The organism is Janthinobacterium sp. P210006 (assembly GCF_036231885.1).
GTDB lineage: Bacteria > Pseudomonadota > Gammaproteobacteria > Burkholderiales > Burkholderiaceae_D > Janthinobacterium > Janthinobacterium violaceinigrum.
The window spans coordinates 694,392-718,747 of the sequence record NZ_JAZARD010000001.1 but is presented as its reverse complement, the minus strand read 5'-3'; the positions used below and the strand labels follow the sequence as shown (position 1 = coordinate 718,747).

The following is a 24,356-nucleotide window of genomic DNA, read 5'->3' as shown; positions in this document are numbered from 1 at the left end:
GTCTGACCGTCAGTCGGCATTGGCCTGGCGCGCCATCACCACGACCGGGCTATTGCCCTGCGCAGCGCGCTGGGCATTCCAGACCCAGTCCTCGATGCCGCACTGCGGTTCATATTCGGTAACGATCTCCAGCAACAGCGTTCGTACGGCGGCCTGGTCGAACTGATCGCATGCCCTCGTCAATTCGCCGAGCATGCCTTCCAGCTTCGCCCAAGGAATTTCCACCTCGCGTGCGCGCATGATCAAAGGATGGTCCGTGCCTTCAACATTATCGCCAATCAACAACTCTTCATACAGCTTCTCGCCTGGACGCAAGCCTACGTGATGAATTTCAATCGTGCCATCGGGTGCCTGCTCACTTTTCACTTCCAGCCCACTCAAATGCACCATGCGCTTGGCCAGGTCGACGATCTTGACGGGGTCGCCCATATCGAGCACGAACACATCGCCCCCCTGTCCCATGGCGCCCGCCTGCAATACCAGCTGCGCGGCTTCGGGAATCGTCATGAAATAACGCGTGATTTCCGGATGCGTGATCGTAATCGGTCCGCCCGCCATGATCTGCTTGCGGAACAGCGGCACAACCGATCCCGAAGAGCCCAGTACATTGCCAAAACGGACCATGCAAAACCGCGTCTTGTCCTGTTTGCGGGCAAATGCCTGCAAAATCAGCTCTGCCAGCCGCTTGGTCGAACCCATGACATTGGTGGGTCGGACGGCCTTGTCCGTAGAAATGAGCACAAAACGCTTCACCTGGGCATCGATCGCGGCACGCGCCATGCTCAAGGTTCCCAAGGCATTGTTACGTATGCCTTCGATGGGATTATGTTCCACCAGCGGCACATGCTTATATGCGGCCGCATGATACAAAGTTTCAACACGGAAAGTCCGCAGAATTCTTTCGCACTTGGCGGTTTCCAGCACGGACCCCAGAAACGGCAGCAACTCCACGTCGACCCGCAAGACTTTTTTCAATGCCTGTAATTCCTGTTCGATGGAATACAAGGCAAATTCCGACATTTCATACAGAATCAGACAGGCCGGCCGTTGACGCAATATCTGGCGGCACAATTCCGAACCGATCGAACCGCCTGCACCCGTGACCATGACCGTCTTGCCAGAAATACACATGGCCATCAAGTCCTGGTCCGGCTCCACTGCATCGCGCCCCAGCAAATCCTCGATTTCGATTTCGCGCAAATCCTGCACCTGCGTACTGGCGCGTATCAAGCTCTTGATGGGCGAAGTCACCAAGGTCTTGATTTTCAGCGGTTCCAGTTTTTCCAGGATACGGCGCTGCTGCGCCTTGCTCAGGGACGGCATGGCAAGCAGCACCTTGCTGATGTTCTTGCTTGCCACCAAATCCGGCAAGGCGTCGGGCGCATATACCCGCATGCCGCCGATACTGGCGCCATGCAGCTCTTTCTTGTCGTCAATTAAAGCGACGACCTTGTACTCGCCAGCATGGTTCAAGGCCTGCGCCAGCTGATTGCCGGAAGCGCCTGCGCCATAAACGACCACGCGAATGCCATCCGCACGCCGGTTGGTGTACAGGAAATACGCGCGCGCCAGGAAACGGCTGGCCGCCACATACATGATGGCGCACACCCAGAAGATGCCGAAAACGCCGCGCGACAAGCCATTCATGCCATTCAAAAACACCGCCATGGCCAGCAATACGGCCACGGACAAACTGACGCCAAGAAACACCACATAAACGATCTTGTAGTCGATAAAGCGGATCACCGCGCGGTACAGCCCCAATTTGATAAAAATAGGCAATGAGACGAGCGGTGCCGCCAGGATCAGCCAGATGTAGGGGGAAAACTGGGCATTTGCCAAGCCATCGAAACGCAATGCAATCGCAATGCAAAAAGTCAGCGGCAAGAAAAACAGATCGGCAAACGCCGCCACAATCTGCTTGTGAAAACGCGAAAAATTGAATACGGGCTTCATTCAAAGGTTCCTTTTTCTACAGCGGCTGGCGCCAATGCCCAGCAGTACCGGGCCTGCGCCATCACCGATACGCGATTGCCAGACACAATCGCTGGCAAACCGGACGAGATATTCATCAATGGGTCACTCCATCCCGGCGCACCACTTTCAGGAAAGTCAGGAACAGAATGCGCAGATCCAGCGCCAGCGAACGGCGCTGCAAATAATCGACGTCCAGTTTGACCTTGTCCACGATAGGCAATTCATCGCGCCCATTGATTTGCGCCCATCCCGTCAAGCCAGGCAAGATGCCGTCGACACCATGGCGGCTGCGCAATTCGATCAGGTCGTACTGGTTGAACAAAGCGGGACGCGGCCCCACAAAGCTCATGTCGCCCTTCAATATACTCCACAGCTGCGGCAATTCGTCGAGGCTGGACTTGCGCAAAAAGGAACCCACCGGGGTCAGGAATTGCTTGGGGTCGGGCAGCAAATGTGTCGCAACTGCGGGGGTATCGACACGCATGGTGCGAAACTTCGGCATCTTGAAGATCTTGTTGTGCCGCCCCACACGATCGGACCAGTAAACGATGGGACCCGCGGACGTCAGCCGCACCATCAGGGCGACCAGGCCAACCGGAATAAGCAGCAATAACGACGCGATCAACGCCAATACCAAATCAAATACTCGTTTCATTCATCTTCCCTGATATGTATTCCTGTCCCGCGCGCTCGAGTGCCGCGCTACTGTCGTATGGCGCGCGCCACCCAAGCATGGTCCTGGCTTTAGTCGTATCAACCAGCAATTGTGCGGTCAATTTCGCATACATCTGCCGCTTTCCGCAGAGCGTCGCCACGGCACGCACCACGGCCGCAGGAATGGGCCATATATGTTGGCTCTTGCCCATGCCCTTCCCTATGTGCCGGAAAATATCTCCCAGCGTCAAATTTTGCTCATCGGACACAAGAAATGTTTCTCCTGCAGCGCCCGGATGCGTGGCGCACACGTGCAGAAAATCCACCAGATTCCAGATGCTCAACAAACTGCGCCGGGCGGGTATTCTACCAAAGGGCAATGGCAGGGATTTGGCTGCCAGCTTGAGCAACAAGGCAAAATTACCCGGTGCGTCAGGGCCGAAAACCAGCGTCGGACGCACAATGACAAATTGCATTTCGGATGCGGGAATCAGCTCCCCAATCATTTGCTCCGCTTCATGCTTGCTGATCGCATACAAATCATGCGGAGCTGCCGCATCCTTCTCCGTAAACGGATGCGCAGCGCTGGCATTGCCATTCACGCCGATCGAGCTGACAAAGACGAAGCGCTTGACGCCGCAACGGGCCGCATCGGCGATCAAGTGCCGCGTCAGCTCCACATTTACCTTGCGAAACTCCGCCAGCGGATCGGCCACGTCATCATGCAAGACATGGGCACGCCCGGCAAGGTGGATGACGACATCGCAGCCATCAAACACCCGGCTGTCCGGTGCCAGTGCCGCCAGATCCTGGACGACTTGCCTGACCATGGACGGCTGCGTGCCCTGCGCACGCACGATCGCCCGTACCTGGTGCTGCCGGTCGCTCAAGTGGACGCATAACTGCCTGCCGATAAAGCCATTTGCACCGGTCACGGCGATGTGTCTGGATGCACCTTGATTATTTTGCACAATATAATTACCTGAAGAAAAACTACGTTGCCAGCTCGCGCCGGCAACGGTGAATGGCCGTCTATAAATTGCGATACTTTCTGGAGGCGTTCCAGGCATAGTTCACGAAATACCACGACGAAGCGAGGACCCCCAGTTTTTCCAGGTCGCGATAGGCGCGCCACACTTTCATGGCCGACTTGCTCTTGTTGCGGGAGAGCGACTGATTCACCACCCGGTAACGCATCAGGTCTTCGCGCAAGCCATGCGCCACCAGCCCGCGCTTGAGCACGGTCAGCCACAGGGCAAAATCATCATAATAGGTACGCGTGATGGCAAATGGCCCCGTCTTCTCGCGATCGATGATGGCCGTGGACGTGGCAATTGCCGTATTGCCCAGCAACTGGCGATACGTGAGGCTCAAGGGGATGGCAATCGGTTCGCCACAGCTATCGCCGTTTTCGGAAATACGCCGGAAACTGGTGTAGGACAAGGGGGCCGCCGTGCTTTCCATGAAAGCCAGCTGGCGCGTGAGCTTTTCCGGCAGCCACACGTCATCGCTATCGAGAAACGCGATATAGCGGCCGCTGGCAGCCTTCAGGGCCGTTTCGCGCGCCACCGCCGCGCCGCCGTTTTTTTCATGGCGAATCAGGCGTATGCGCGCATCCTCCGCAGCCAGGCGCTCGATGACCGCGCAGGTATCATCCTTCGAACAATCATCGACGATCAGCATTTCCCAGTGCGGGTAAGACTGGCTTTGCGCCGAACGTATCGTCTCTTCCACAAACCTGGCCGCGTTATAGGCCGGTGTGATGATCGATACCAGTTTATTATTTTCCATGCCACAAATCCCCTGTAGGTAACTTTTCACGCGCGCGGTCCAGCCAGCGCAAACCAACGCGACGGCCGATGTCGATTTCCGGGCGTACAGGCCTTGCCTCATCGAATACAGCCAGCTGATCCCATTTCTTGTCCAGCATCTTGGCAACCACTTCCATCTCGCTGCGGTCGTCGGCGGCCACTTCCGGATCATCCGCTTCGAGCATGCCGGAACACAGCGCGCGCACGATCCTGCCGGCGTCGGCGCCCGCAAAATAGCGGTAGCGCGTCGGCGTCAGCGCTTCGACATAGTCCGTGAACTGGGCAAAGCGGCGCGCCATCGTATAGCCGTAGCGCAAGGTGCGGCGAATCACATCCAGCGGTTCATGCTGCTCCAATGCCTGCAGCTTGTGCAATTCGCTGCGCTTGTCCAGATGCACGGCGATACCCGCTTCCTGATACGTGGAATGGCCCAGGCAGATAATCTTCTTGCCGCAGGCACCGGCCTCAAACGCCGCGCTGCTGCCATTGACCAGCAAGATGTCGCATTGCTGGATCAAGTCAAAAGTACTGGCTGTTTCGCGTGCGCCGATGCAGCGGATGCCCTGGCCTTTTGCCCAGTCGGCGTAATAGCGTTCGGAACTGGCGCCGTCGGCGACGCCAATCTTTTCGCTCCAATTGGGATGGCAACGCAGCACCACATTCGCCGCGGGAATGCCCAGCGATGCCAGCACCAGTTCAAAGCCCTCCACATAGCTTTCCCAGCCGCTTTCCTGTTCGGGATGTCCCTGGAATTCATTACGGCTGCTTGGCAGTATCAACACCTTGGGACCGGCAACGGCATCGGTCGGCCAGTCTGCCTGGGTGGCATTCAGGTTATACGCACGCCACTCCTTCAGATTCGTACGCACAAAGCGCGACGCAATTAACTGGGCGGCCACGCCAGCCTGGCGCGCGGTCAGCGGCACGTCGCGGTACTGGGTATTCAGACGGTCGACGTCTTTCAAGGACAGGCAGTTGGCCTGAGGGATGAATTGCAATCCATCACTAAACCATGGCCGCTCCATCGTCAGATACGGAATGGACAGCTGTTCGCACGCATAAGTGATTGCACGCGTGCCATCCATCCTGCCGTTGAAACAAATCACGCCATCGAGCTGATTGTTCTTGATCCATTCAGCGGCATTGCCAAACATCGTTTCGACGGGCTTGTAGAAGGTTGCCCTCAATGCCAGATAGTCGGGCAAATGCGTATCGGCTTCCGTTTCGGTACGCAGCAAAGTACATGCGCTCGACGAGGCCAATAAATTACGTTCTTCTTCGGGCAAGTCGACGCGATGCTTGGCGCGGACCGAGGTGATTTTCGAAACCGGGAACGAACGGATGCCGCCTGCCATGCAGGTAGGACACTCCGCCAGCTTGGAGGTTCCTTTCAAGGCCCGCCCGTAGCAGTTATCCAGCGCACCGTCGCATGTCAGGAAGAACAATTCATGGCCGGCCTCCTTCAGCAGTGTCGATACATAGTACAAATGTTCGACATGGGGCCGAAACGAATACAGGGAAACTAAACCTAAACGCATTTTTACACCTACTTTATTTTGTAATTCTGAATTTGGAAAACAATACGCCAAACATGATAAATTCGAACACGATGAAAGGGAAACTCATCAGATCAGGGGCAAACAGCAATGGTGACAGGAATAGCACGGTATATACGGAAGATATAAAGCCAACCCGCAGCAGGGACATTTCTTTCGCCCGCGCGAAGAAATTGGCGCAGCCTGTCAACATGCCCAGCAACAATGTACCTGCACATAACAACAAGTAACCGCCATCGTGGAACAAGGCTCCGGGCAATGAGGGGAAACGCCCGGCAAGGAACCAGTCAGTACTCTGCGGTCCCAGTACCCCCACCTTTGACAGCAAGGTACGCAAGTGATTAAACAGAATCAAGGGGTCGCCGCTGTATTCCGCCTGGTGCTGCAAATACTCGGCAAAAATGAAAATGCTGTGGCACAGATAAGTGATAATCAACATGCCAAAGGCGACAATGGAGCCCACGACGGGAAAGGCACTTTCCAGTTTTGCCGGCCATGCCAGCGTCCCCAGTCCCATGTATTCCTGCATTCCTTCCATATATTCCGAAGCGGAAACACCATCGTGGGTAGCGCTGGCGCGCGACATGAACACGTAAAAGATATACATGGTCATCACGGCTCCCAGCACCATCAATCCCGTCTTGGTTCTCGGTGACAGCGTATACGCCTTGCCCCCGCGCTCCAGGCGCATGGCATAGAAGGCGAGCACAAATGTCAGGGTCAGCAAGATGATGGTTCTGCCGCCGGTGAGGATAGAATTGAGCATCACAAACAGGAACAAACTGCACAACGCGACGCCAATCCTGGCAGGGCTGAGCGTGGCTGGCTTGAGCATGATAGGCACCAGCGTCACCACAAAGCAGGTCGAAAAGGCATAGCCCATGACGCTGTACATTGACGATACGCCCTCGCGTCCCTCGCCCAGCTCGCGCCACTCTTCCCGGGCCCGGGCCAGCTCGCCGCTGTAGTCGATATGCTGTACCTGAATCTTGTCAAACATGAGCGCCAACAATCCCAGCAAGGCGAGCCACACGCTCAGCTTCAGAATGGTGCGGGACATACCTGCCGGCATTGCATAGCGCTGCGTGTGATCGTTCCGGATATTTTTTTCCAAAAAATGGTGCGTCAACACGGCCGCGAGCAAGGTCAATACAACAAACAGGATGTCCAGCATCACAGCTTGATGCATTTCCGAGGTCAACGAATAGGCAGGGGCAACTGCAACCAGAAAGAAATACAGCAGCCAAATCCCAACAAATGCGCGCAGACTATAAGACATAGGTTTGTTTCAATAAAAAATAATGACAGCATGGATCGGCCTGCAAGTATGGCCGGCCAAGTCTCTTCATCAGGCCAGAATCAGGAAGCTGCCCTGTGTCCGACGAAAAACGCCAACAATGCATTGACGAAGTAGTTTCCTGCAGCTAAAAACAGCGCCAGCAGCGTAAAGTTGTACGGATCCTGCATCCACGCAGTCCCATCCAAAGCAAAGCGGCAATAGACAAAAGCCACCACAATCAAGATGACCTGCGTCACCAGCAAGCTCACATGGCGATGTGTAATGATCAAAAAACTGGACCAGAAATCCGACACCCGGAATGCCGCCGCCGCCAGCAAGGGGAGAAACAAGGGCAAAGCATCCTTATATTGCCCATACCAGATGGGGATAGCCCAGGCGATCAATTTATTGGCGAGCAGTACAAACAGGAGCGCAGCCAGCAACAGGCCAACCGATACCAGCGCCGTCACACGCAACGCCTTCTGATCCGAACCAGCCACGCGCCGTTGCGCAATCAGCGGAAACAGGCCCGCATTCAAGAGCGCCTGCATCGACAAGGCAGCCACCAACGGTATCCACGAAAAGGAATACAAGCCAAATTGCTTGGCACTGAGGACATCCGCCGCCAGCCACCGATCAACACTGGTACTCAAAAAGGATAATGTCGTTCCCAACAACAGAATGGCCGCGACATGCCATTCCTTCTTCGTGAAGCCCTTCTTGCACAAGCCTGCAAATACGGCCCAGGAAAAACCTATCCCTTGCAGCATTTTCTTCATCAAGTTCACGCTCAGCACGACGGTGACCGCCAGTTCCGCCAGCAAGATGCCCAGGGCGCCGCCGCCCAGCGCGGCCACACCACTGGCCACAACACAGCACAGTACCGTTCTGAGCAGGATCTGCAAGGAATACGGCACCATCTCCAGCCGGCTACGGCTGTCCAGTACGACCAGCATGAAACTTTGTTGCGCCCAGCCATGAATAACGGCGATCAACAAGGCCAGTCCCGCCACATTCAGCGGCACATAGCCAAACAGGGGAGTGACACACAACAGCAGCGCCACCGCCGACGTAATCATGCAAGCCTTGCCCAAAATAACCAGGCCGCGGCGGTAGCGTTGATGGGCAAACATGGCCGGCAAGTCGCGCTGCGCCAGTATCTGAAAGCCGCAGCTACCGGCCACACAGAAAAATCCTGAAATCAGCAGCAACTTCGACAAGAGGCCAAAGTCGTCCACGCTCAGTAATCTGGCATAGATACCGATGCGGACAAAACCGATCAATGCCGCCAGACCGAGTATCGGTGTGTACTTCAGATGTGCGATCAGGCGCGCCGCCAAGGACTGAACGCCCCTAAAAATTTTCAAAATTTCACTTCCGACATTTGTTTAAGCCGACGTGGCGCATGCGGGGAAAGCATGCGCGCACAATCGGCCAGTCATCACCGCGATCAGCTTGTATGGCCCACCGTCTTACAGATGCAATTCTTTCTTGAAATACTCGATAGTGCGCGTCAAGCCATCTTCCAGGCTGACCTTCGGTTCCCAGCCCAGCTTTTCCTTGGCCAGCGCAATGTTTGGCTGACGCTGTTTCGGATCGTCCGATGGCAGGGGCTTGAAGACCAGTTTGCTGGTCGAACCCGTCAGCTTCAAGACCATTTCAGCCAGTTCCAGCATCGTGTATTCGCAAGGATTGCCGATATTCACAGGACCGGTGAAATCGTCCGGCGAATTCATCATGCGCACCATTACATTGATCAAATCATCGACATAGCAGAAGCTGCGAGTCTGCTGGCCTTCGCCATAGATGGTGATGTCTTCGCCGCGAATTGCCTGCACGATAAAATTGCTAACGACGCGGCCATCGTTCGGATGCATGCGCGGGCCATAGGTATTGAAGATGCGCACCACTTTGATCAGCAAAGCGTGCTGACGCCAGTAATCGAAGAACAAGGTTTCAGCGCAGCGCTTGCCTTCGTCGTAGCAACTACGGATGCCTACCGGGTTCACGCGGCCCCAGTACTCTTCCGGTTGCGGATGCACTTCCGGATCGCCATACACTTCCGACGTCGATGCTTGCAGGATGCGCGCTTGCAGGCGCTTTGCCAGTCCCAGCATGTTAATGGCGCCATGCACGCTGGTCTTCGTCGTTTGCACGGGATCGAACTGGTAGTGCACGGGCGAGGCCGGGCATGCCAGATTGTAGATTTGCTCAACTTCTACATACAAAGGAAAGGTGACGTCGTGGCGCATCACTTCGAAATACGGATTGGTCATCAAATGCGCGATATTGCGCTTGCTGCCCGTAAAGAAATTATCGACGCACAAGACATCATTACCCGTCCGTATCAATTCCTCGCACAAATGTGAGCCAAGGAAACCGGCGCCGCCGCTTACTAGAATTTTTTTCATCGCAATATACTTTTAAAAGTTTGCCTATTCGGCAGGTTTGGCGGTCAAGCGCCCATATCAATATGCGGCGGTGCGGCGGCCAGCATGGAGCCGGCACGCCCCGCCTGCGTCGCTGCTATGCCCGGCGGCCAATCGGGAAATACTCAAAGCCATGCGCAAGCACCGTCGCCGGGTCGTAAATATTCCGTCCGTCGAAAATCACCGGCGTTTTCAATTTTTCCTTGATCGCAGCAAAATCAGGGCTGCGGAATTCTTTCCACTCGGTCACGATCACCAGGGCATCGGCGCCATCCAGGGCATCCTGATGCGATTCCGCAAAGGTAAGTCCCTCTTGCCCAGCATAAATTCGCTTGGCTTCGTGCAAGGACACGGGATCGTATGCGCTCACCACGGCACCGGCCGCCAGCAAATCGGCGATCAGCTCACGGCTTGGCGCTTCACGCATGTCATCCGTATTCGGCTTGAAGGCCAGGCCCCATATGGCGAAACGCATGCCCTTCAGGGTGGCGCCAAAACGGGCCTTGATCTTTTTTGTCAGCACATGTTTTTGGGCATTGTTGACCGATTCCACGGCATTCAATATCTGCAGATCCTGCTGGTGTTCCTTGGCGGTACCGATGAGCGCCTTCACATCTTTAGGGAAACAGGAACCGCCGTAGCCGCAACCGGGATACAGGAAGTGATAACCGATGCGGGGATCGGAGCCCATGCCCAGGCGCACCGACTCGATATCGGCGCCGAGGCGCTCGGACAAATCGGCCAGTTCGTTCATAAAGGAAATACGCGTTGCCAGCATCGCATTCGCTGCATACTTGGTCAGTTCGGCCGACTTCACATCCATGATGATCAGGCGCTCATGGTTGCGCTGGAACGGCGCATACAACTCGCGCATCAGGTGGATAGCCTGTTCATCATCGGCGCCGACGACGATACGGTCGGGACGCATGAAATCGTCGATGGCGGCGCCTTCCTTCAGGAATTCCGGATTGGACACTACGCTGTAGCCGATGTCGGCGGAACGCAATGCCAACTCTTCTGCAACAACGGCAGCAACCTTGCTGGCCGTGCCTACCGGCACCGTCGATTTGTCGACGATCACCTTGTAACCCTGCATGTGCTGGCCGATGCTGCGCGCAGCCGCGAGCACATACTTCAGATCGGCCGAACCATCTTCATCTGGCGGCGTGCCGACAGCAATAAATTGCACTGAGGCATGATCAACAGCCTTCTTGACGTCGGTGGTGAACTGCAGGCGGCCGGCGGCGATATTACGCTGTACCATTTCCAGCAGATGCGGCTCAAAAATAGGGATGCCGCCTTCATTCAGGATACGGATTTTCTCCGCGTCCAGGTCCAGGCACAGCACATTGTTGCCGACTTCCGCAAAACAGGTACCGCTGACCAAGCCGACATACCCCGTGCCAATGACAGTCACATTCATAATCTTACTCTTTTAAAAATCTTCTACTTTATCGATGGATAATGGCTATCCTGCCTGATGCTGGCAACAGAGGCCGGCATCAGGCATCAGGCCCATACGGGCATGGCGAACGCGATGCTTAACCGATCAGGTCCCAGGACAGGGGCGTACCGCGCGGCACATCGCTGGTCACGCACTTGCCCAGGAAAACGTCCATGAACTTGGTCGGCAGACCCAGGCCAGGACGGATTGCACGCAGATTTTCCTTTGTTAACTTCTCGCCCGCCTTGATATCTTGCGAAACATACAGCGAACGACGGAATTGCAGCGATTTCATCTCGGCTGCGGTGGGACCGTAAGCAACGTGACCCAGCGCTTGCCAGGCACGCTCGGTCTCGACCACCAACTGCGCCATTTCAGCCGGTTCCATCGAGAACGTGCTATCGACACCGCCGTCGGCACGGCTCAAGGTGAAGTGTTTTTCCACCACGCTGGCGCCCAGCGCCACGCTGGCTACCGACACGCCCACACCCATGGTGTGATCGGACAGGCCGACTTCACAGCCGAACAATTCACGCAAATGTGGAATCGTCAGGATATTCGTATTCGCGGCCGTGGCAGGATAAGTACTGGTGCATTTGAGCAGGATCAAATCGCGGCAACCGGCCTCGCGCGCTGCGCGCACGGTTTCGTCGAGCTCGGCAACGGTTGCCATGCCCGTGGAAATAATCACGGGCTTGCCGGTGGCCGCCACGCGGCGTATCAATGGCAAGTCGGTGTTTTCAAACGAGGCAATCTTGTAGCAATCCATGTCCAGCGTTTCCAGGAAGTCGACTGCCGTGTCGTCAAACGGTGTGCTGAACGGAATCATGCCCAGTTCGCGCGCACGCTGGAAGATGGGCGCGTGCCATTCCCACGGCGTGTACGCTTCACCGTACAGCTTGTACAGCGACGTGCCGGCCCACAGGCTTTTGGGATCGCTGATGTGAAATTCCCGCTCATCCAGATCCAGCGTCATGGTATCTGGCGTATAGGTCTGAATTTTCAGCGCATGCGCACCTGTCCTGGCCGCAGCCTCAACAATTTCCAGCGCGCGTTCCAGCGATTGATTGTGATTGCCGGACATTTCCGCGATCACGAATGGCGGATGGTTTTTGCCGATCAGGCGATTGCCGATTTTTATCGAATCAGTCATATTTTCAGTTCACCTTCTTAAAATAGCATGTGGAATCCCTGACATACGATGCAGCCAGGAACAGGCGGTGCGAAGGCTGGTTATCGCCCAGCACCTCGGCCCGTATTATCTTGATATCAGAACGCGCCGTACGCAGCCATTGCTCGGCACTTGCCAGCAACTCCGCCCCCAAGCCCCGCTGCTTCATGCCGGGAACCAGGTAAATCGATACTTCGGCGCTATCGTCACGCACGTCAAACCGCACCACGCCGGCAGCGTGGCCATCGGCGTGCTGGCCAATCAGCAAAATACGCTGCGCATCGTTCAACACGGCATCAAACCAGCGTTGATGGTTCTCGGCCGTGATCGGCGCCGTATTGCGCGACACTGCACGGATGGCATCATCGTTACGCCAGGCCATCAAGGATGCCGAATCCCCGGCAGTGGCAAGGCGCAATGCGATGGCATTGCTGCCCATCAGGCGGGCCACGCGGGCGGCACCGCGGCCATCGACAATCTCGAGACTGCGGCGCGACAGGAAATTGCGCAAACCCGGATTGTCCAGCAGCGCCAGGTAATGGCGCAAGAAGGCCTCTTCCAAGGTATCGCCAGGCTCGATCTGCGGCGCATAAATGAAGCCGGCCCGTGCCGCGTCATCGACCAGTTGCCGTTGATTTTCCGCGACGCAAACAGTCAATGCCGGCAGGCCAAGGCAACAACGTTCCCAGGTGGCCGTGCCGCCCGCCCCCATCGCCAAATCGGCTTGCGCCATCAATTCGGCCATACGCGAAGTTTGCACGTGGCATCGATAGCCATGTTGCACACAGCTGGCCTCGATTGCCGCCCGCGCCGGGTGTTGCGCACCGATCACGACATCGACCTGCACCTCTGGCCTGGCGGCACGCGCCAGCGCGGCAATGGCGGGCGCCGTGTAATTCTCGGCGTCTATCCCGCCAAAGAACACGAGCACGCGCTGCACGGCGGCGTCGCGCGGCTTGACCCGGGATTGCTGCGCCACGAACTCCTGGCGCAGCAAGGCGTAGGTCGGGCCCAGCAGTTTTTTGCACGACGACGGCAACAGATGATCGTAGCGCTGCTGCATGCCCAGGTAAAAATTCTGGTCCAGCAAAATATCGCAATCGTGCCGGCGGTCCGCAAGATCGTCGACCACCATGACAGTGCCGGCAAAGGATCTCGCCGCACGTTCCCACTGCTCGTCCAGCGCGTAATGGTCGACGATCAGGCAGTCATGCACGGGCCGCTGCGACAAAGCCTCGTGCACATCCGCAATTTCTTGCTCCAAGGACACGCCCAGCCAGGAAGCATGCGCAAGCTGGCCGGCCGCGGCCGCCGCGCCCTCCACAGGCGCGGGCAATGCAATTACCTCGAAACTCCTGGATACCAGCCAGTCGATATAGTTACCTGGCAATTTTCGGCAAATAAAGGTGACCGTTGCGCCACGCGACCGGAGTTCTTCCGCCAGGGTCGCACAGCGCATGACATGACCACTCCCCATCTGCACGGAAGCATCGACGCGAATGACAACGGAGCTGCTCATCGCACCTTGAACAGCGGTTCCAAGGGTTTGCAGCGCAGCAAACCTTCCAGCGTTCCATCCTTGACGGCGGCAACCAGCATCGGCACCACTTCTTCATATGCCGCGAACAGCTTCTCGAGATCGCTGTCGCTATGGCTGTAATTGACGTTATGGGTACCGAAAGTCAATATGCCGCGCGCCAGCATTTCTTGCATGAACAAGGTCTTGATATGCCATTGGGTGTACGGGGCAGCATCCTTGATCAGCACGAAACTCCAGCTCGGATGGCCGGCAACGCTCATGATGTGCTGCGCCGCATTTGCCTCGATGATGGCGTTGAGGCGGTCGATAATCTTCTGGCCCTGCTTCTGGATCGTCGCCACGACAGGTTCGCGCTGCAATTTTTCCATCGTCGCCAGGGCCGCCGCCAGCGACAGCGTTTCGCCACCGAAGGTGAACGAGAAGAAGATTTCTTCCATGAGCTTCATGACATCGGCGCGGCCGGCGATGGCCGATACCGGGTAGCCATTTGCCAGGCCCTTGCCGAAAGTGGCCAGGTCGGGCGTGACGCCAAACAGCTCTTGTGCACCGCCATTGGCGTAGCGGAAACCCGTGATGGTTTCATCAAAGATCAGCAACGCGCCGTGCTTGTGGGCCAGTGCCTTGACGCCTTCGAGGAATCCTTCCGCCGGCGCGTACACATTCATCGGTTCGAGAATCACGGCCGAGATCTGCTCGGGGAAGTCGGCAAACAGCTTTTCCAGCGATGCCAGGTCATTGTATGCAAAGGTATGCGTCAGTTCGCGCGTGGCAACGGGAACGCCGCGGTTGCGCGCGGTCGAACCGATATACCAATCCTGCCAGCCATGGTAGCCGCACACGGCCACATGTTCGCGGTTGGTGTAGGCGCGCGCCACGCGAATGGCGCCGGAAGTGGCATCGGAACCATTCTTGCCGAAACGCACCATCTCGGCGCAGGGCACGATTTCGCAGATCTTTTCCGCGACCTGCATTTCAATCTGGTGCGGCAGGCTGAAAATCACGCCCTCGTCCAATTGCGCCTTGACCGCATTGGTCACGTCCTCGTCGTTGTAGCCGAGCGTGATCGACGCCAGGCTGCTGATGAAGTCGATATATTCATTGCCATCCACATCCCATACATGGCTACCCTTGCCGCGTTGAATAAAGTACGGCGAGACACCCAATGGAAACTGGGTTTTGCTCTTGCTGAAAGTCTGCGAGCCGAGCGGGATCGTTTTAAGGGCGCGTTCCAATAACTCTTCAGAGCGTTGATAGCGTGTAGACATATTAGTTCTCTATGGTGGGGGGGGTAGTCGGTACAGCATCGGCGTCGAGCGATTTCTGATATCCCTCGTTACGTCCATGCATGGTGTTCCAATTTACTAATTCCGGGCGCTGCTCCAGCAGGGACAGGACATCCTGCATGGAAAACCGCGCGTTCTTCGGATACAGCGCGTCGTAAACCATGGAGACCAGCTCGAAATCCTTCGGCTCATCCACGGTCCAGCGCAAGTGCGACAAATCCGTGGCGTTACGGTACACGCCCACCTTGTAGCGCCCGGGTTGCTGGTGAATGAACGGCGTGACATGCTCGCGCTGCGAAGGCAGACGCGCTTCGCGCCACGCCTCGTCCAGGCATGAGGCGCGGAAGATCTCCACATCGAGGCCATCCGGGTAGCTGGCCTCGACACAGTTGCTGACGTAGTCGTAACCGCCGGCCAGATAAAATGCAATGACCTCGTCGATCAGCGCCGGGTCGGTCAGCGGGCAATCGGCCGTCAGACGCACGATATGCTCGGGGGCAAACGTGTGCGCCGCCTGGTGAAAACGCTCCAGCACGTCGTTCAGATCGCCCCTGAAGCAAGCGATGCCATTGGCCGCGCACAATGTTTCAATGGCGTCATCCGACGCTTCGCGGCTCGTTGCCACCAGCAATTGATCGATCTGGCGCACGTCGCGCAAACGCTCGATCTGGCGCAGCAGCATCGGCTCGCCCAGCAAGGGCTTGAGCACCTTGCCCGGCAGCCGCGACGACGAAACACGGGCCTGCAATATTGCCAATATCATGATTTACCCTTTGCATGCTGCCACAAGGCAGGATTGACGATGGCTTCGTCGCTGATTGCAAACGCGTCATAGCCTGCGCGCGCGGCTCCTGCGGCCGCGTGTCCAGCCGCCGCACATATTTCTTGCAATTGCACACTGGAATTGACGCCACAGACCACCTGGTCAATCTCCTCCAGCCCGGTCACAAAGCCCAGCGCAGCTTGCAGCGGCGTCAAGCCTTGTCCGGCAATAAAGCGGTGATAGGCGGCCAGATGCTCGCGCACGCCGTCAAAATGGGCCGGCAATTCGTGCGGAGCCATCAACAGCAAACCTTGCAGGAAGGCGGAACGGGCATGGATCTCGACACCGGCCTGCTTCAACTTGCGCAAATGTCCGCTATGCAGCAAACGCTGGTCCAGCACGTTGACAGGCAGCTGAATCAGGTCGATCGGGAAGCGCGCCAGTACGGCATCAATCTGCTGCCCGGTATAGACGGACACGCCAATCTTGCTGACCAGGCCACGCTGTTTCAACAGTGCCATGCGCGCCATCAATGCCTCGCCGCCGGGCAACAGCAAGTCGTCGACGCGGTGGATCAGCAAACCATATACAGCGGGGCGCTGCAGCTTGCGCAGCGAAGCGTGCAGGCTGTCTTCCAGTTGCTGCGCCTCCGCCTCGGTCACGGCCGAACCGGCAAACTGCGGCGTCTTGGTCACGATATCGAAAGGTGCAGTCGGCAACATCGCACGGCCCAGCACGGCTTCGCTGTCGCCATACAGTGCCGCCGTATCGATCAACGTCAGTTGCAGCTGGGCCGCAGCAGCCAGAATCGCCGCCACTTCCCCTTCGCTTACCTTGCCTGCCGTATTGGCGATACCATAATCGAGCCCGAACTGAACTGCGCCCAAGCCTATTTTCATTTCAGCGCTTTCCGCAAGGCCTCGATAACGCGGTCTTGCTGCTCTTCCGTGAAGGTGGCATACATGGGCAGGCTGATGGCTTGCGAATAGTAATGTTCCGCTTCCGGGAAATCGCCAGGCTTGAAGCCTTTTGCCGCATAGTAAGGCTGAAGATGCACGGGAATATAGTGCAGATTGACGCCTATCGATTGCGCGCGCAGGGCGTCGAAGACCTCGCGGTGCGTCTGCGTCAGCTGCTCGGTCTGCAGGCGGATCACATACAGGTGCAAGCCCGAATAACCGTCGGCATGCTGCCATGGCGTGATGACAGGCAAATCTGCCAGCAAGGCGTCATAGCGGCGCGCCATGACATGGCGATGCGCCACGAAGTCATCGAGCCGCACCATCTGGCTCAGGCCAAGCGCCGCCTGCATGTCCGTCATGCGGTAGTTATAGCCGAGCGTGACCTGCTGGTAATACCATGCGCCATCGGGCGCATGCGTCATCAGCTCGGGGTCGCGCGTGATGCCATGGCTGCGCAGTTGCTGCAGGCTGGTCGCCAGCTGTGCGTCTTGCGTGGTCGCCATGCCGCCTTCGGCACTGGTAATAATCTTCACAGGGTGGAAGCTGAAGACGGTAATGTCGCTGTAGCGGCAATTGCCTATGGGTTCGCCACGATACTTGCCGCCGATGGCGTGCGAAGCGTCTTCGATAATCTTGAAGCCGTATTCCTGGCCCAAGGCATGGATGGCAAGCATGTCGCAAGGCTGCCCCGTCAAATGCACGGGAATGACCACCTTCGGCAGACGTCCCGCCAGCTTCGCCTGTGCCAGCTTGTGCGCCAAGGCCTCCACGCTCAGGTTGTAGGTGCGCGCATCGATATCGACAAAGTCGACATCGGCACCGCAATACAAGGCGCAATTGGCACTGGCAACGAAGGTATTCGGACTGGTCCAGACCAGATCCCCGGGGCCGACGCCCAGTGCCAGGCATGCGATATGCAAGGCACTCGTGGCGCTATTAACCGCGATCGCGTGGGATGCGCCGCAATATGCCGCCAGCGCTTGCTCGAACGCCGGCACCGCCGGCCCCTGCGTCAGAAAGTCGGAGCGCAAGACATCGACGACGGCCTGAATATCGACCTCGGAAATATCCTGTCGGCCGTAAGGAATCATCGTCATGTTTTACACGGTATGGGTAGGGTCAACGTGAGCCTGGATCAGCTCGCGCAATTGTTCTTTGCTCAGGAAGTCGGTATTGCTGCCGCTGTCATAGCAGAAACCCGGCGGCACCAATTTGGCACCCATCTTGTCGCAATACTCTTGCGTCGAATACTTGGCGCTCATCGGCAGGATGGCGTAGTACTTGCCCATATCAACGGTATTGAAACTGTCGCTGGAGGTAATCATTTCTTCATGGATCTTTTCGCCTGGACGCACGCCAACCACCGGGAAGCTGCACTCGGGACCAATGGCTTCAGCCACATCGGTGATGCGGTAGGAAGGAATCTTCGGTACCAGTACTTCGCCGCCCCATGCGTTTTCGAGCGACCACAGCACCATATCCACGCCCTCTTGCAGGCTGATGTTGAAGCGAGTCATGGCCGTATCGGTGATCGGCAACACGCCCGTCGCGCGGCGCTCGAGGAAGAAGGGAATCACCGAACCGCGGCTGCCCATCACGTTACCGTAACGAACGACGCTGAAACGCAGATCGCGATTGCCAACGATGTTATTTGCTGCAACGAACAGTTTGTCCGAGCACAGCTTGGTGGCGCCGTACAGATTGATCGGCGCGGCAGCCTTGTCGGTAGACAAGGCGACTACACGCTGCACTTTGGTATCCAGGCAAGCCTCGATCAGGTTTTGCGCACCCAATACGTTGGTCTTGATGCATTCGAACGGGTTATATTCCGCTGCGGGCACTTGTTTCAGCGCAGCAGCATGAATCACGATATCAATCCCTTCCAGCGCGCGGCGCAGGCGGGCTTCATCGCGGATATCGCCGATGAAATAACGGATACCGGCATATTTCTCGTCCGAAAACTCATGCGCCATTTCAAACTGCTTCAATTCATCGCGCGAAAATACCACGAGACGCTTGATGGTCGGATAACGCTCCAGCACGGTTTTGACAAAGGCCTTGCCGAACGAACCCGTTCCGCCGGTAATGAGAATAGACTTATCTGATAACATTTTTATATTATTAATTAAATGAGAATAACGAATTAAATAAACGCAACATGCTCAGCAGATACCGATATCGTTAACAAATCGGCATCATATCCGTCAGGGCGACTCGGTAGCACATTGCACTAACCAGGAGAAGGAGAGGATAGATATTGCCCGAGACTCAGCCGGACATACATTTACCCTAGCCTGGTCAGCGCAACAAATTGACGTGCTTCAAAACGGAAACCGTAACCAGCTCAAAGTAATCAAGAGCCCGAGCAACACAGCCAGCCACTTTGACAACCTACTAATCGATGAATCACCGCACATCAAAGATGACATGGATTCAAGAAGATCAGAATGCGCTGAATGATGTGACGCAAGATATTTCTAATTGCTTTTTAAAAATACAGTCGCACCATTTTAACATTATTGTCTTGCTAAAAATACGGAATTCTCGCCTAAAAAACCACATTCCACCATGCAGCCATGGTTCCATTTCTTCGCAAGAACGATAGACAGAAAGCAAATTACCTGCATTAATATACTGCGCCATATGCGGGAAATATTTTCAACTAAGCAAGCGATGACTGAATGGCTGATGCTGCAATTGACGGCCTGCCTGACACTCCATGCCACACGGCACAAGCACTGCGGCAGCGACACCCTCCAGCACCCCGCCCGGCAACAAACACCACTTCCACATTTCCGGATACGACCTTCCAAGCCTGCATGATATATGCACCGCCGCCGATTTTCTAACCATCTTGTGCGGTTTTACACCTTGTCACAATTACGCAGCAACATAGCCAGCGCCACCACCTATAATATTTGCCCTGCATGCCAGATTCTGCCGCACATGCTTTACGGCAAGCCGATACGGAACAATTCCTGCCTCCCGCGCCCATGCCAGTCAGCAGGGTCGCCAATGCGCCCACACCGGTCAATGAGAAAGCCCGCACCCGCCAATCTTGGCGACCACCCGCAGGCTCGGCACGAAAAATCACCTCAACAATAAGTTCGGCGAACGACGGCAAGCTAGCCGCGCCACATGCTGTATGGACGCCGAGCCCGCTCCGAAAGCACGCCCAGCCATCAGTACGCGCACAGGTACTGGCGCGGTGCGCCCTGACGCAACAACACGCCGTCAAAAAAAAAGCGCCGGGACCAATGTCCCGGCGCTTGCGCCATCCAGAATACCAATGGATCAACGTTATTACTTCAACAATCCGCCCAGCAAGGCCGCCACTTTCTGCTTCGGCTTGGCCACCACAGGCGCCATGCTGGCCGCCGCCGGGGCTGCCGCCTTGGCAGGCTCATACGGCTTCAGGAACCAGGGATCGGTCTTTTCGCGGCGGGCGCCGGGACCAAAGGCCGGGCGCGTGCCGCGCTCGGCGGAACGGCTATCGCGGCTGTCGCCCGCATGGCGGCTCTCGGGGGCACGTGCAGGACGCGCCTCGCCACCTTCGCTGCGGCGCGGCGGACGGCGCTCGCTGTCGCTGCTGCGGGCCGGTGCCGGATTGAAGCCGGCGAGTTCACCGCGCTTGATGCTTTGCTTGATGAGTTTTTCGATATCGGCCAGTAAGCGCTCGTCCTTGTCCGAATAGATCGAAATGGCGTCGCCCGAAGCACCCGCACGGCCCGTGCGGCCGATGCGGTGCACATAGTCTTCCGCGTTGTACGGCAAGTCGAAGTTGATGACGCAAGGCAAATCGGAAATATCGAGGCCACGCGCCGCCACGTCGGTAGCCACCAGCACGTCGATCTCGCCCTTCTTGAACGCTTCCAGCGCCGCCATGCGTTCCTGCTGGCTCTTGTCGCCATGAATCGCCGTAGCGCTCATGCCTTCCTGTTCCAGCACGCGGGCCAGGCGCGAAGCGCCGATCTTGGTGTTGGAGAACACGATGACCTGCTTCAGGTCGCGCTGGCGCAGCAGATGGGCAACCAGTGCATGCTTCTGGTCTTCCGGCACCTTGTAGACCACCTGCGTGACCTTATCGGCCGTCTGGTTGCTGCGCGCCACTTCGATCGTCAGCGGATCGTTGAGGAAGGTCGCGGCCAGCTTCTTGATTTCTGGCGAGAACGTGGCCGAGAACATCAGGTTCTGGCGTTGCTTCGGCAGCAAGTTGATGATGCGCTGCAAGTCCGGCAGGAAGCCCATGTCCAGCATGCGATCCGCTTCATCCATGACCAGCATCTGCACCTGGCTCAGGCTGATGTTCTTTTGCTCGATATGGTCGAGCAGGCGGCCAGGCGTGGCGATGACGATTTCCACCCCGCCGCGCAGGATGACGGTTTGCGGCTTCATGTCCATGCCGCCGAAGACGACGGTCGAACGCAGCGGCGTGTGCTTGGCGTAAGCCTTGACGTTTTCGGCCACCTGCACCGCCAGTTCACGGGTCGGCGTCAGGATCAGCGCGCGCACCGGGTGGCGCGCCGGCGACATGCTGCTGCTGGCATGCGCCAGCAACAACTGGATGATCGGCAAGGAAAAACCCGCCGTCTTGCCCGTGCCCGTTTGCGCGGCACCCATCACATCGCGGCCTTGCAGCACGACGGGAATCGCTTGTTCCTGGATCGGTGTCGGGTGGGTGTAGCCTTGCTCGGTCAGGGCGCGCTGGATTTCAGGCGCGAGGCCGAAGTCGGCAAAAGTCAGGGCGGGAGCAGCGGATGCGGCAGGTGCAGGGGCGGCGGCAGGCGCCGCTTCAGGGGCAATCGCCGGGCTGGGCGTAGGAGTCGATTCGGTTTCAGACATAAATTTTCTGGTGTGCCTCCGCACTGCGGAAGCCATGCTTTCTCAATAAACAACATTTCGGGGCACAGGCAGCTCCGTCTTGCAAGCCATGGATCATCGTTCTTGCGGCACCTGCGCGCTCCGGGACATGCTGAACGGCGTATGCGGGAGCGTCGAAGAGGTGTGCTGCGATGGCGGCGGAGATCGCGCCGGCGGAACATCGCGCGCAGAAGATACAATATCAGTGCTGTAAACGATACCCTAATTCACCGCAACTGTACACGGAAACCGTGATTTTTGAGCAAAAAGCATTCCAGCAAAGGCACGGCGGGATGCCGTATGATGCCTGCTCCGATGCCAGCTCCGCCGCCCCCTGCCCTCACCATGCCCACCCCGCCTTTACCCCACGATCCGCAACCGCAAGCGCCCAGGAAACCGGACAATGACGAGTGCTGCCGCAGCGGTTGCACCTTTTGCGTGCTGGAAATGTATCAGGAAGACCTGGCCGCCTATGAAACGGCCCTGAGGGCATGGCAACAGCGCCAGCAAGCCGCTGCCGCGTCCGCCACTCCAGCCATCAAAAAACCGCGCAAGCGCCCTTAAAAGCTTTCCCACTCATCCACTGGCGCCGTGCGGCGCGGCGTGGCGGCCAATTGACGGGGCACCGGCACCACCGCTGCGGGCGCCTTGACAGCCTTGGCAGGCGCGCGCGGCACGCTCGCAGCGGCGCTGGCAGCGTCGAGCTTGAAGATGCTGACCACCTCGCTCAGGCTGGCGGCCTGCTCCTGCATCGATTCGGCCGCCGCGGCCGCCTCTTCCACCAGGGCCGCATTTTGCTGCGTCACCTGGTCCATCTGGGCGATGGCCTGGTTGACCTGTTCGATGCCGGCGCTCTGCTCACTGCTGGCGGCCGTGATCTCGCTCATGATGTCCGTCACGCGGGTAATGCTGGCAACGATGTCATCCATCGTGCGGCCCGCCTGGTCCACCAGTGCCGATCCCGCTTCGACTTTCTCGACCGAATCGCCGATCAGGACCTTGATATCCTTGGCTGCCGCAGCCGAGCGTTGCGCCAGGTTGCGCACTTCCGTGGCGACGACGGCAAAGCCGCGTCCTTGCTCGCCCGCGCGCGCCGCCTCGACGGCCGCATTCAGAGCCAGGATATTGGTCTGGAAGGCAATGCCGTCGATGACGGCAATGATGTCGACGATCTTGCGCGACGAAGCGTTGATCGACGCCATCGTGCCCACCACTTCGCTGACGACCTTGCCGCCCTCGATGGCGATGCTCGACGAGGTCAGCGCCATGGTATTGGCCTGGCGCGCATTGTCCGCATTCTGCTTCACGGTCGAAGTCAGCTCTTCCATCGAGGACGCCGTTTCTTCCAGCGAACTGGCCTGCTCTTCCGTGCGCGACGACAAGTCCTGGTTGCCGGCGGCAATCTGGCTCGACGCCGTGGCGATGGTGTCCGTGCCGCTGCGCACCTGGCCCACCAGGTTCTGCAGGCTGGCATTCATCTCTTTCAGGGCTTGCATCAATTGCCCCGTTTCGTCTTGCGATTGCACAACAATATGCGCGGTCAAGTCGCCTGCCGCCACCTGGCGCGCCACGCCGACCGCCTCGATCAGCGGACGGGCCACGCTGCGCGCCACCCACAGCGCCAGCAGCATGCCGATAACGACGATACCCACCAGCAGGCCGATCAGGCTGGCGCGCGAAGCCGCATACGTGGCATCGGCGCTGGCGCTCGAACGCGCGCCGCCTTCCGTATTGATGGACACGAGTTTATCCAGGGTCACCATCATGTCCGCCATGACCTTGGCCGACGGCCCCACGGCCAGCGCGCGCGCCTCTTCCTTTTTCATCTCGCGCGACAGGCTCAGCATGGTTGCGTGCAGCCGCATGAATTCATCGTTGAGCGCGAGGAAACGCTCGAACACTTCCTTCTCGCCCGGCTCCGAAATCAGGGCGCGGTAATTGTCGCCGTCCGTCTTCAGCTTGCTCTGCGTTTCCGTCATGCGCGTTTCATTCTGCGCCATGTCGGCATCCTGCGCGGCCAGCATGTGCGCCAGTTCCCAGCGGCGGAAATCGCTGACATCGCTGCGCATGGACATGGCTGCCAGCACGCTGGGCATCCAGTTGGCGGACAGGTCCGTCGACGCGGTATTGATACGCGCCATGGAAAAGATCGCCGACACGCCCAAGGCCGCCGTCAACAGCAGCACGGCGCCAAACGACAAGATCAGTTTGGTGGCAATTTTCAAATCAAAAAACCATTTCATGCGTTGCTTTCCTTCATTAAACGGGACTGGACAGGTACCCGCCGGCAAATGCACGGCACGGGCAGTGAGGCGACCCATGAAAGCATCGCAAGGTGAAGCAGAAAGGCCAGGTTCGGCAGCGAGAGCAGCGGCACCTGCAGACACGCACACCAATTTCCACAAGGCAATATTTTATCACTACCGTATTTCAGCGCCGGTTGGTTTGATCGCGGCAGACGGCCAAAGTTCGCGGAAAACGGCAGCAAGCCCTCTTTTTGCCCGGGCAGCGTGGTTGCCAAGCGGAGAAAAATCAAAAACCAGGCGTAGGAGTCGGATGACACGAGGCAATGTTCCTAGCCTACATAAGCACGTCGGCTCATCCGATGCCCGCCTGCGCCCCCTCGT

At 57.6% G+C, this 24,356-nt stretch carries 20 protein-coding genes; 1 reads left to right on the top strand and 19 read right to left on the bottom strand.

Annotated elements, in window-relative coordinates:
- Positions 1-9: 9 nt before the first annotated feature.
- From VPH41_RS03245 to VPH41_RS03165, 17 genes are all read right to left on the bottom strand, one after another.
- On the bottom strand, positions 10-1,956 hold the full coding sequence (locus VPH41_RS03245) for a polysaccharide biosynthesis protein (protein ID WP_328568949.1): 1,947 nt from the start codon (positions 1,954-1,956) through the stop codon (positions 10-12).
- A 115-nt stretch (positions 1,957-2,071) separates the two neighbouring features.
- Complete coding sequence (locus tag VPH41_RS03240) at positions 2,072-2,632, bottom strand: sugar transferase (protein WP_152256703.1); 561 nt, start codon at positions 2,630-2,632, stop codon at positions 2,072-2,074.
- Positions 2,616-3,602: an NAD-dependent epimerase/dehydratase family protein gene (locus VPH41_RS03235; RefSeq protein WP_328568948.1), complete on the bottom strand. Its 987-nt coding sequence runs from the start codon at positions 3,600-3,602 to the stop codon at positions 2,616-2,618. The genes VPH41_RS03240 and VPH41_RS03235 overlap by 17 nt, the downstream gene beginning before the upstream one ends.
- A gap of 61 nt (positions 3,603-3,663) precedes the next feature.
- Positions 3,664-4,422 carry a glycosyltransferase family 2 protein gene (locus VPH41_RS03230; protein WP_328568947.1) on the bottom strand — a complete coding sequence of 253 codons (759 nt, stop codon included), beginning with the start codon at positions 4,420-4,422 and terminating at the stop codon, positions 3,664-3,666.
- Positions 4,412-5,980: a capsular polysaccharide export protein, LipB/KpsS family gene (locus VPH41_RS03225; protein ID WP_328568946.1), complete on the bottom strand. Its 1,569-nt coding sequence runs from the start codon at positions 5,978-5,980 to the stop codon at positions 4,412-4,414. Before VPH41_RS03225 ends, VPH41_RS03230 begins: the two co-directional genes overlap by 11 nt.
- Positions 5,981-5,993: 13 nt before the next feature.
- Entirely contained in the window at positions 5,994-7,277 is a 1,284-nt protein-coding gene (wzy, locus tag VPH41_RS03220) for an O-antigen polysaccharide polymerase Wzy (RefSeq protein ID WP_328568945.1), read from the bottom strand.
- 80 nt (positions 7,278-7,357) lie between these two features.
- Positions 7,358-8,617, bottom strand: a complete 1,260-nt coding sequence (locus VPH41_RS03215) for a hypothetical protein (protein ID WP_328568944.1) — start codon at positions 8,615-8,617, stop codon at positions 7,358-7,360.
- A 132-nt stretch (positions 8,618-8,749) separates the two neighbouring features.
- Positions 8,750-9,688 carry a UDP-glucuronic acid decarboxylase family protein gene (locus tag VPH41_RS03210; RefSeq protein WP_152256697.1) on the bottom strand — a complete coding sequence of 313 codons (939 nt, stop codon included), beginning with the start codon at positions 9,686-9,688 and terminating at the stop codon, positions 8,750-8,752.
- A 115-nt stretch (positions 9,689-9,803) separates the two neighbouring features.
- Positions 9,804-11,129, bottom strand: coding sequence for a UDP-glucose dehydrogenase family protein (locus VPH41_RS03205; RefSeq protein ID WP_328568943.1), 1,326 nt, complete (start codon positions 11,127-11,129; stop codon positions 9,804-9,806).
- A gap of 118 nt (positions 11,130-11,247) precedes the next feature.
- The gene (gene pseI / locus VPH41_RS03200; protein ID WP_328568942.1) at positions 11,248-12,303 is read right to left on the bottom strand and encodes a pseudaminic acid synthase; all 1,056 of its coding nucleotides are present in this window, start codon (positions 12,301-12,303) and stop codon (positions 11,248-11,250) included.
- Between the two features lie 4 nt (positions 12,304-12,307).
- Positions 12,308-13,840: a UDP-2,4-diacetamido-2,4,6-trideoxy-beta-L-altropyranose hydrolase gene (pseG, locus tag VPH41_RS03195; protein ID WP_328568941.1), complete on the bottom strand. Its 1,533-nt coding sequence runs from the start codon at positions 13,838-13,840 to the stop codon at positions 12,308-12,310.
- On the bottom strand, positions 13,837-15,126 hold the full coding sequence (locus VPH41_RS03190; protein WP_328568940.1) for an aminotransferase class III-fold pyridoxal phosphate-dependent enzyme: 1,290 nt from the start codon (positions 15,124-15,126) through the stop codon (positions 13,837-13,839). Before VPH41_RS03190 ends, pseG begins: the two co-directional genes overlap by 4 nt.
- A gap of 1 nt (position 15,127) precedes the next feature.
- Positions 15,128-15,907 (bottom strand): glycosyltransferase family protein, encoded by a 780-nt coding sequence (locus VPH41_RS03185; RefSeq protein ID WP_328568939.1) that lies wholly within the window; start codon positions 15,905-15,907, stop codon positions 15,128-15,130.
- A complete protein-coding gene (locus tag VPH41_RS03180; protein ID WP_328568938.1) occupies positions 15,904-16,806 on the bottom strand; it encodes an aldo/keto reductase in 903 nt (300 codons plus the stop codon). Before VPH41_RS03180 ends, VPH41_RS03185 begins: the two co-directional genes overlap by 4 nt.
- The gene (pseC, locus tag VPH41_RS03175; RefSeq protein ID WP_328569610.1) at positions 16,803-17,960 is read right to left on the bottom strand and encodes a UDP-4-amino-4,6-dideoxy-N-acetyl-beta-L-altrosamine transaminase; all 1,158 of its coding nucleotides are present in this window, start codon (positions 17,958-17,960) and stop codon (positions 16,803-16,805) included. Before pseC ends, VPH41_RS03180 begins: the two co-directional genes overlap by 4 nt.
- A 9-nt stretch (positions 17,961-17,969) precedes the next feature.
- The gene (gene pseB, locus VPH41_RS03170; RefSeq protein ID WP_287775132.1) at positions 17,970-18,980 is read right to left on the bottom strand and encodes a UDP-N-acetylglucosamine 4,6-dehydratase (inverting); all 1,011 of its coding nucleotides are present in this window, start codon (positions 18,978-18,980) and stop codon (positions 17,970-17,972) included.
- A 1,192-nt stretch (positions 18,981-20,172) separates the two neighbouring features.
- Positions 20,173-21,711 (bottom strand): DEAD/DEAH box helicase, encoded by a 1,539-nt coding sequence (locus VPH41_RS03165; RefSeq protein ID WP_328568937.1) that lies wholly within the window; start codon positions 21,709-21,711, stop codon positions 20,173-20,175.
- 363 nt (positions 21,712-22,074) lie between these two features.
- Here VPH41_RS03165 and VPH41_RS03160 point away from each other — a divergent pair, with 363 nt between their 5' ends.
- On the top strand, positions 22,075-22,293 hold the full coding sequence (locus VPH41_RS03160; protein ID WP_328568936.1) for an oxidoreductase-like domain-containing protein: 219 nt from the start codon (positions 22,075-22,077) through the stop codon (positions 22,291-22,293).
- Here the strand turns inward: VPH41_RS03160 and VPH41_RS03155 are convergent.
- Together VPH41_RS03155 and VPH41_RS03150 are read right to left on the bottom strand one after the other, a co-directional pair.
- On the bottom strand, positions 22,290-23,972 hold the full coding sequence (locus tag VPH41_RS03155) for a methyl-accepting chemotaxis protein (RefSeq protein ID WP_328568935.1): 1,683 nt from the start codon (positions 23,970-23,972) through the stop codon (positions 22,290-22,292). The two genes, VPH41_RS03160 and VPH41_RS03155, sit on opposite strands and share 4 nt — an antisense overlap.
- Entirely contained in the window at positions 23,969-24,292 is a 324-nt protein-coding gene (locus tag VPH41_RS03150) for a hypothetical protein (protein ID WP_328568934.1), read from the bottom strand. Before VPH41_RS03150 ends, VPH41_RS03155 begins: the two co-directional genes overlap by 4 nt.
- Between the last annotated feature and the right edge of the window lie 64 nt (positions 24,293-24,356).

Bases quoted from the DNA above. Each gene is read 5' to 3' on its own strand.
- VPH41_RS03180 (WP_328568938.1), bottom strand. From the start codon at position 16,806: ATGAAAATAGGCTTGGGCGCAGTTCAGTTCGGGCTCGATTATGGTATC.
- VPH41_RS03155 (WP_328568935.1), bottom strand. From the start codon at position 23,972: ATGAAATGGTTTTTTGATTTGAAAATTGCCACCAAACTGATCTTGTCG.
- VPH41_RS03160 (WP_328568936.1), top strand. From the start codon at position 22,075: ATGCCCACCCCGCCTTTACCCCACGATCCGCAACCGCAAGCGCCCAGG.
- VPH41_RS03240 (WP_152256703.1), bottom strand. From the start codon at position 2,632: ATGAAACGAGTATTTGATTTGGTATTGGCGTTGATCGCGTCGTTATTG.
- VPH41_RS03165 (WP_328568937.1), bottom strand. From the start codon at position 21,711: ATGTCTGAAACCGAATCGACTCCTACGCCCAGCCCGGCGATTGCCCCT.
- pseI (WP_328568942.1), bottom strand. From the start codon at position 12,303: ATGACTGATTCGATAAAAATCGGCAATCGCCTGATCGGCAAAAACCAT.
- pseB (WP_287775132.1), bottom strand. From the start codon at position 18,980: ATGTTATCAGATAAGTCTATTCTCATTACCGGCGGAACGGGTTCGTTC.
- VPH41_RS03210 (WP_152256697.1), bottom strand. From the start codon at position 9,688: ATGAAAAAAATTCTAGTAAGCGGCGGCGCCGGTTTCCTTGGCTCACAT.
- VPH41_RS03190 (WP_328568940.1), bottom strand. From the start codon at position 15,126: ATGTCTACACGCTATCAACGCTCTGAAGAGTTATTGGAACGCGCCCTT.
- VPH41_RS03230 (WP_328568947.1), bottom strand. From the start codon at position 4,422: ATGGAAAATAATAAACTGGTATCGATCATCACACCGGCCTATAACGCG.
- pseG (WP_328568941.1), bottom strand. From the start codon at position 13,840: ATGAGCAGCTCCGTTGTCATTCGCGTCGATGCTTCCGTGCAGATGGGG.
- VPH41_RS03245 (WP_328568949.1), bottom strand. From the start codon at position 1,956: ATGAAGCCCGTATTCAATTTTTCGCGTTTTCACAAGCAGATTGTGGCG.
- VPH41_RS03185 (WP_328568939.1), bottom strand. From the start codon at position 15,907: ATGATATTGGCAATATTGCAGGCCCGTGTTTCGTCGTCGCGGCTGCCG.
- wzy (WP_328568945.1), bottom strand. From the start codon at position 7,277: ATGTCTTATAGTCTGCGCGCATTTGTTGGGATTTGGCTGCTGTATTTC.
- pseC (WP_328569610.1), bottom strand. From the start codon at position 17,960: ATGATTCCTTACGGCCGACAGGATATTTCCGAGGTCGATATTCAGGCC.
- VPH41_RS03205 (WP_328568943.1), bottom strand. From the start codon at position 11,129: ATGAATGTGACTGTCATTGGCACGGGGTATGTCGGCTTGGTCAGCGGT.
- VPH41_RS03225 (WP_328568946.1), bottom strand. From the start codon at position 5,980: ATGCGTTTAGGTTTAGTTTCCCTGTATTCGTTTCGGCCCCATGTCGAA.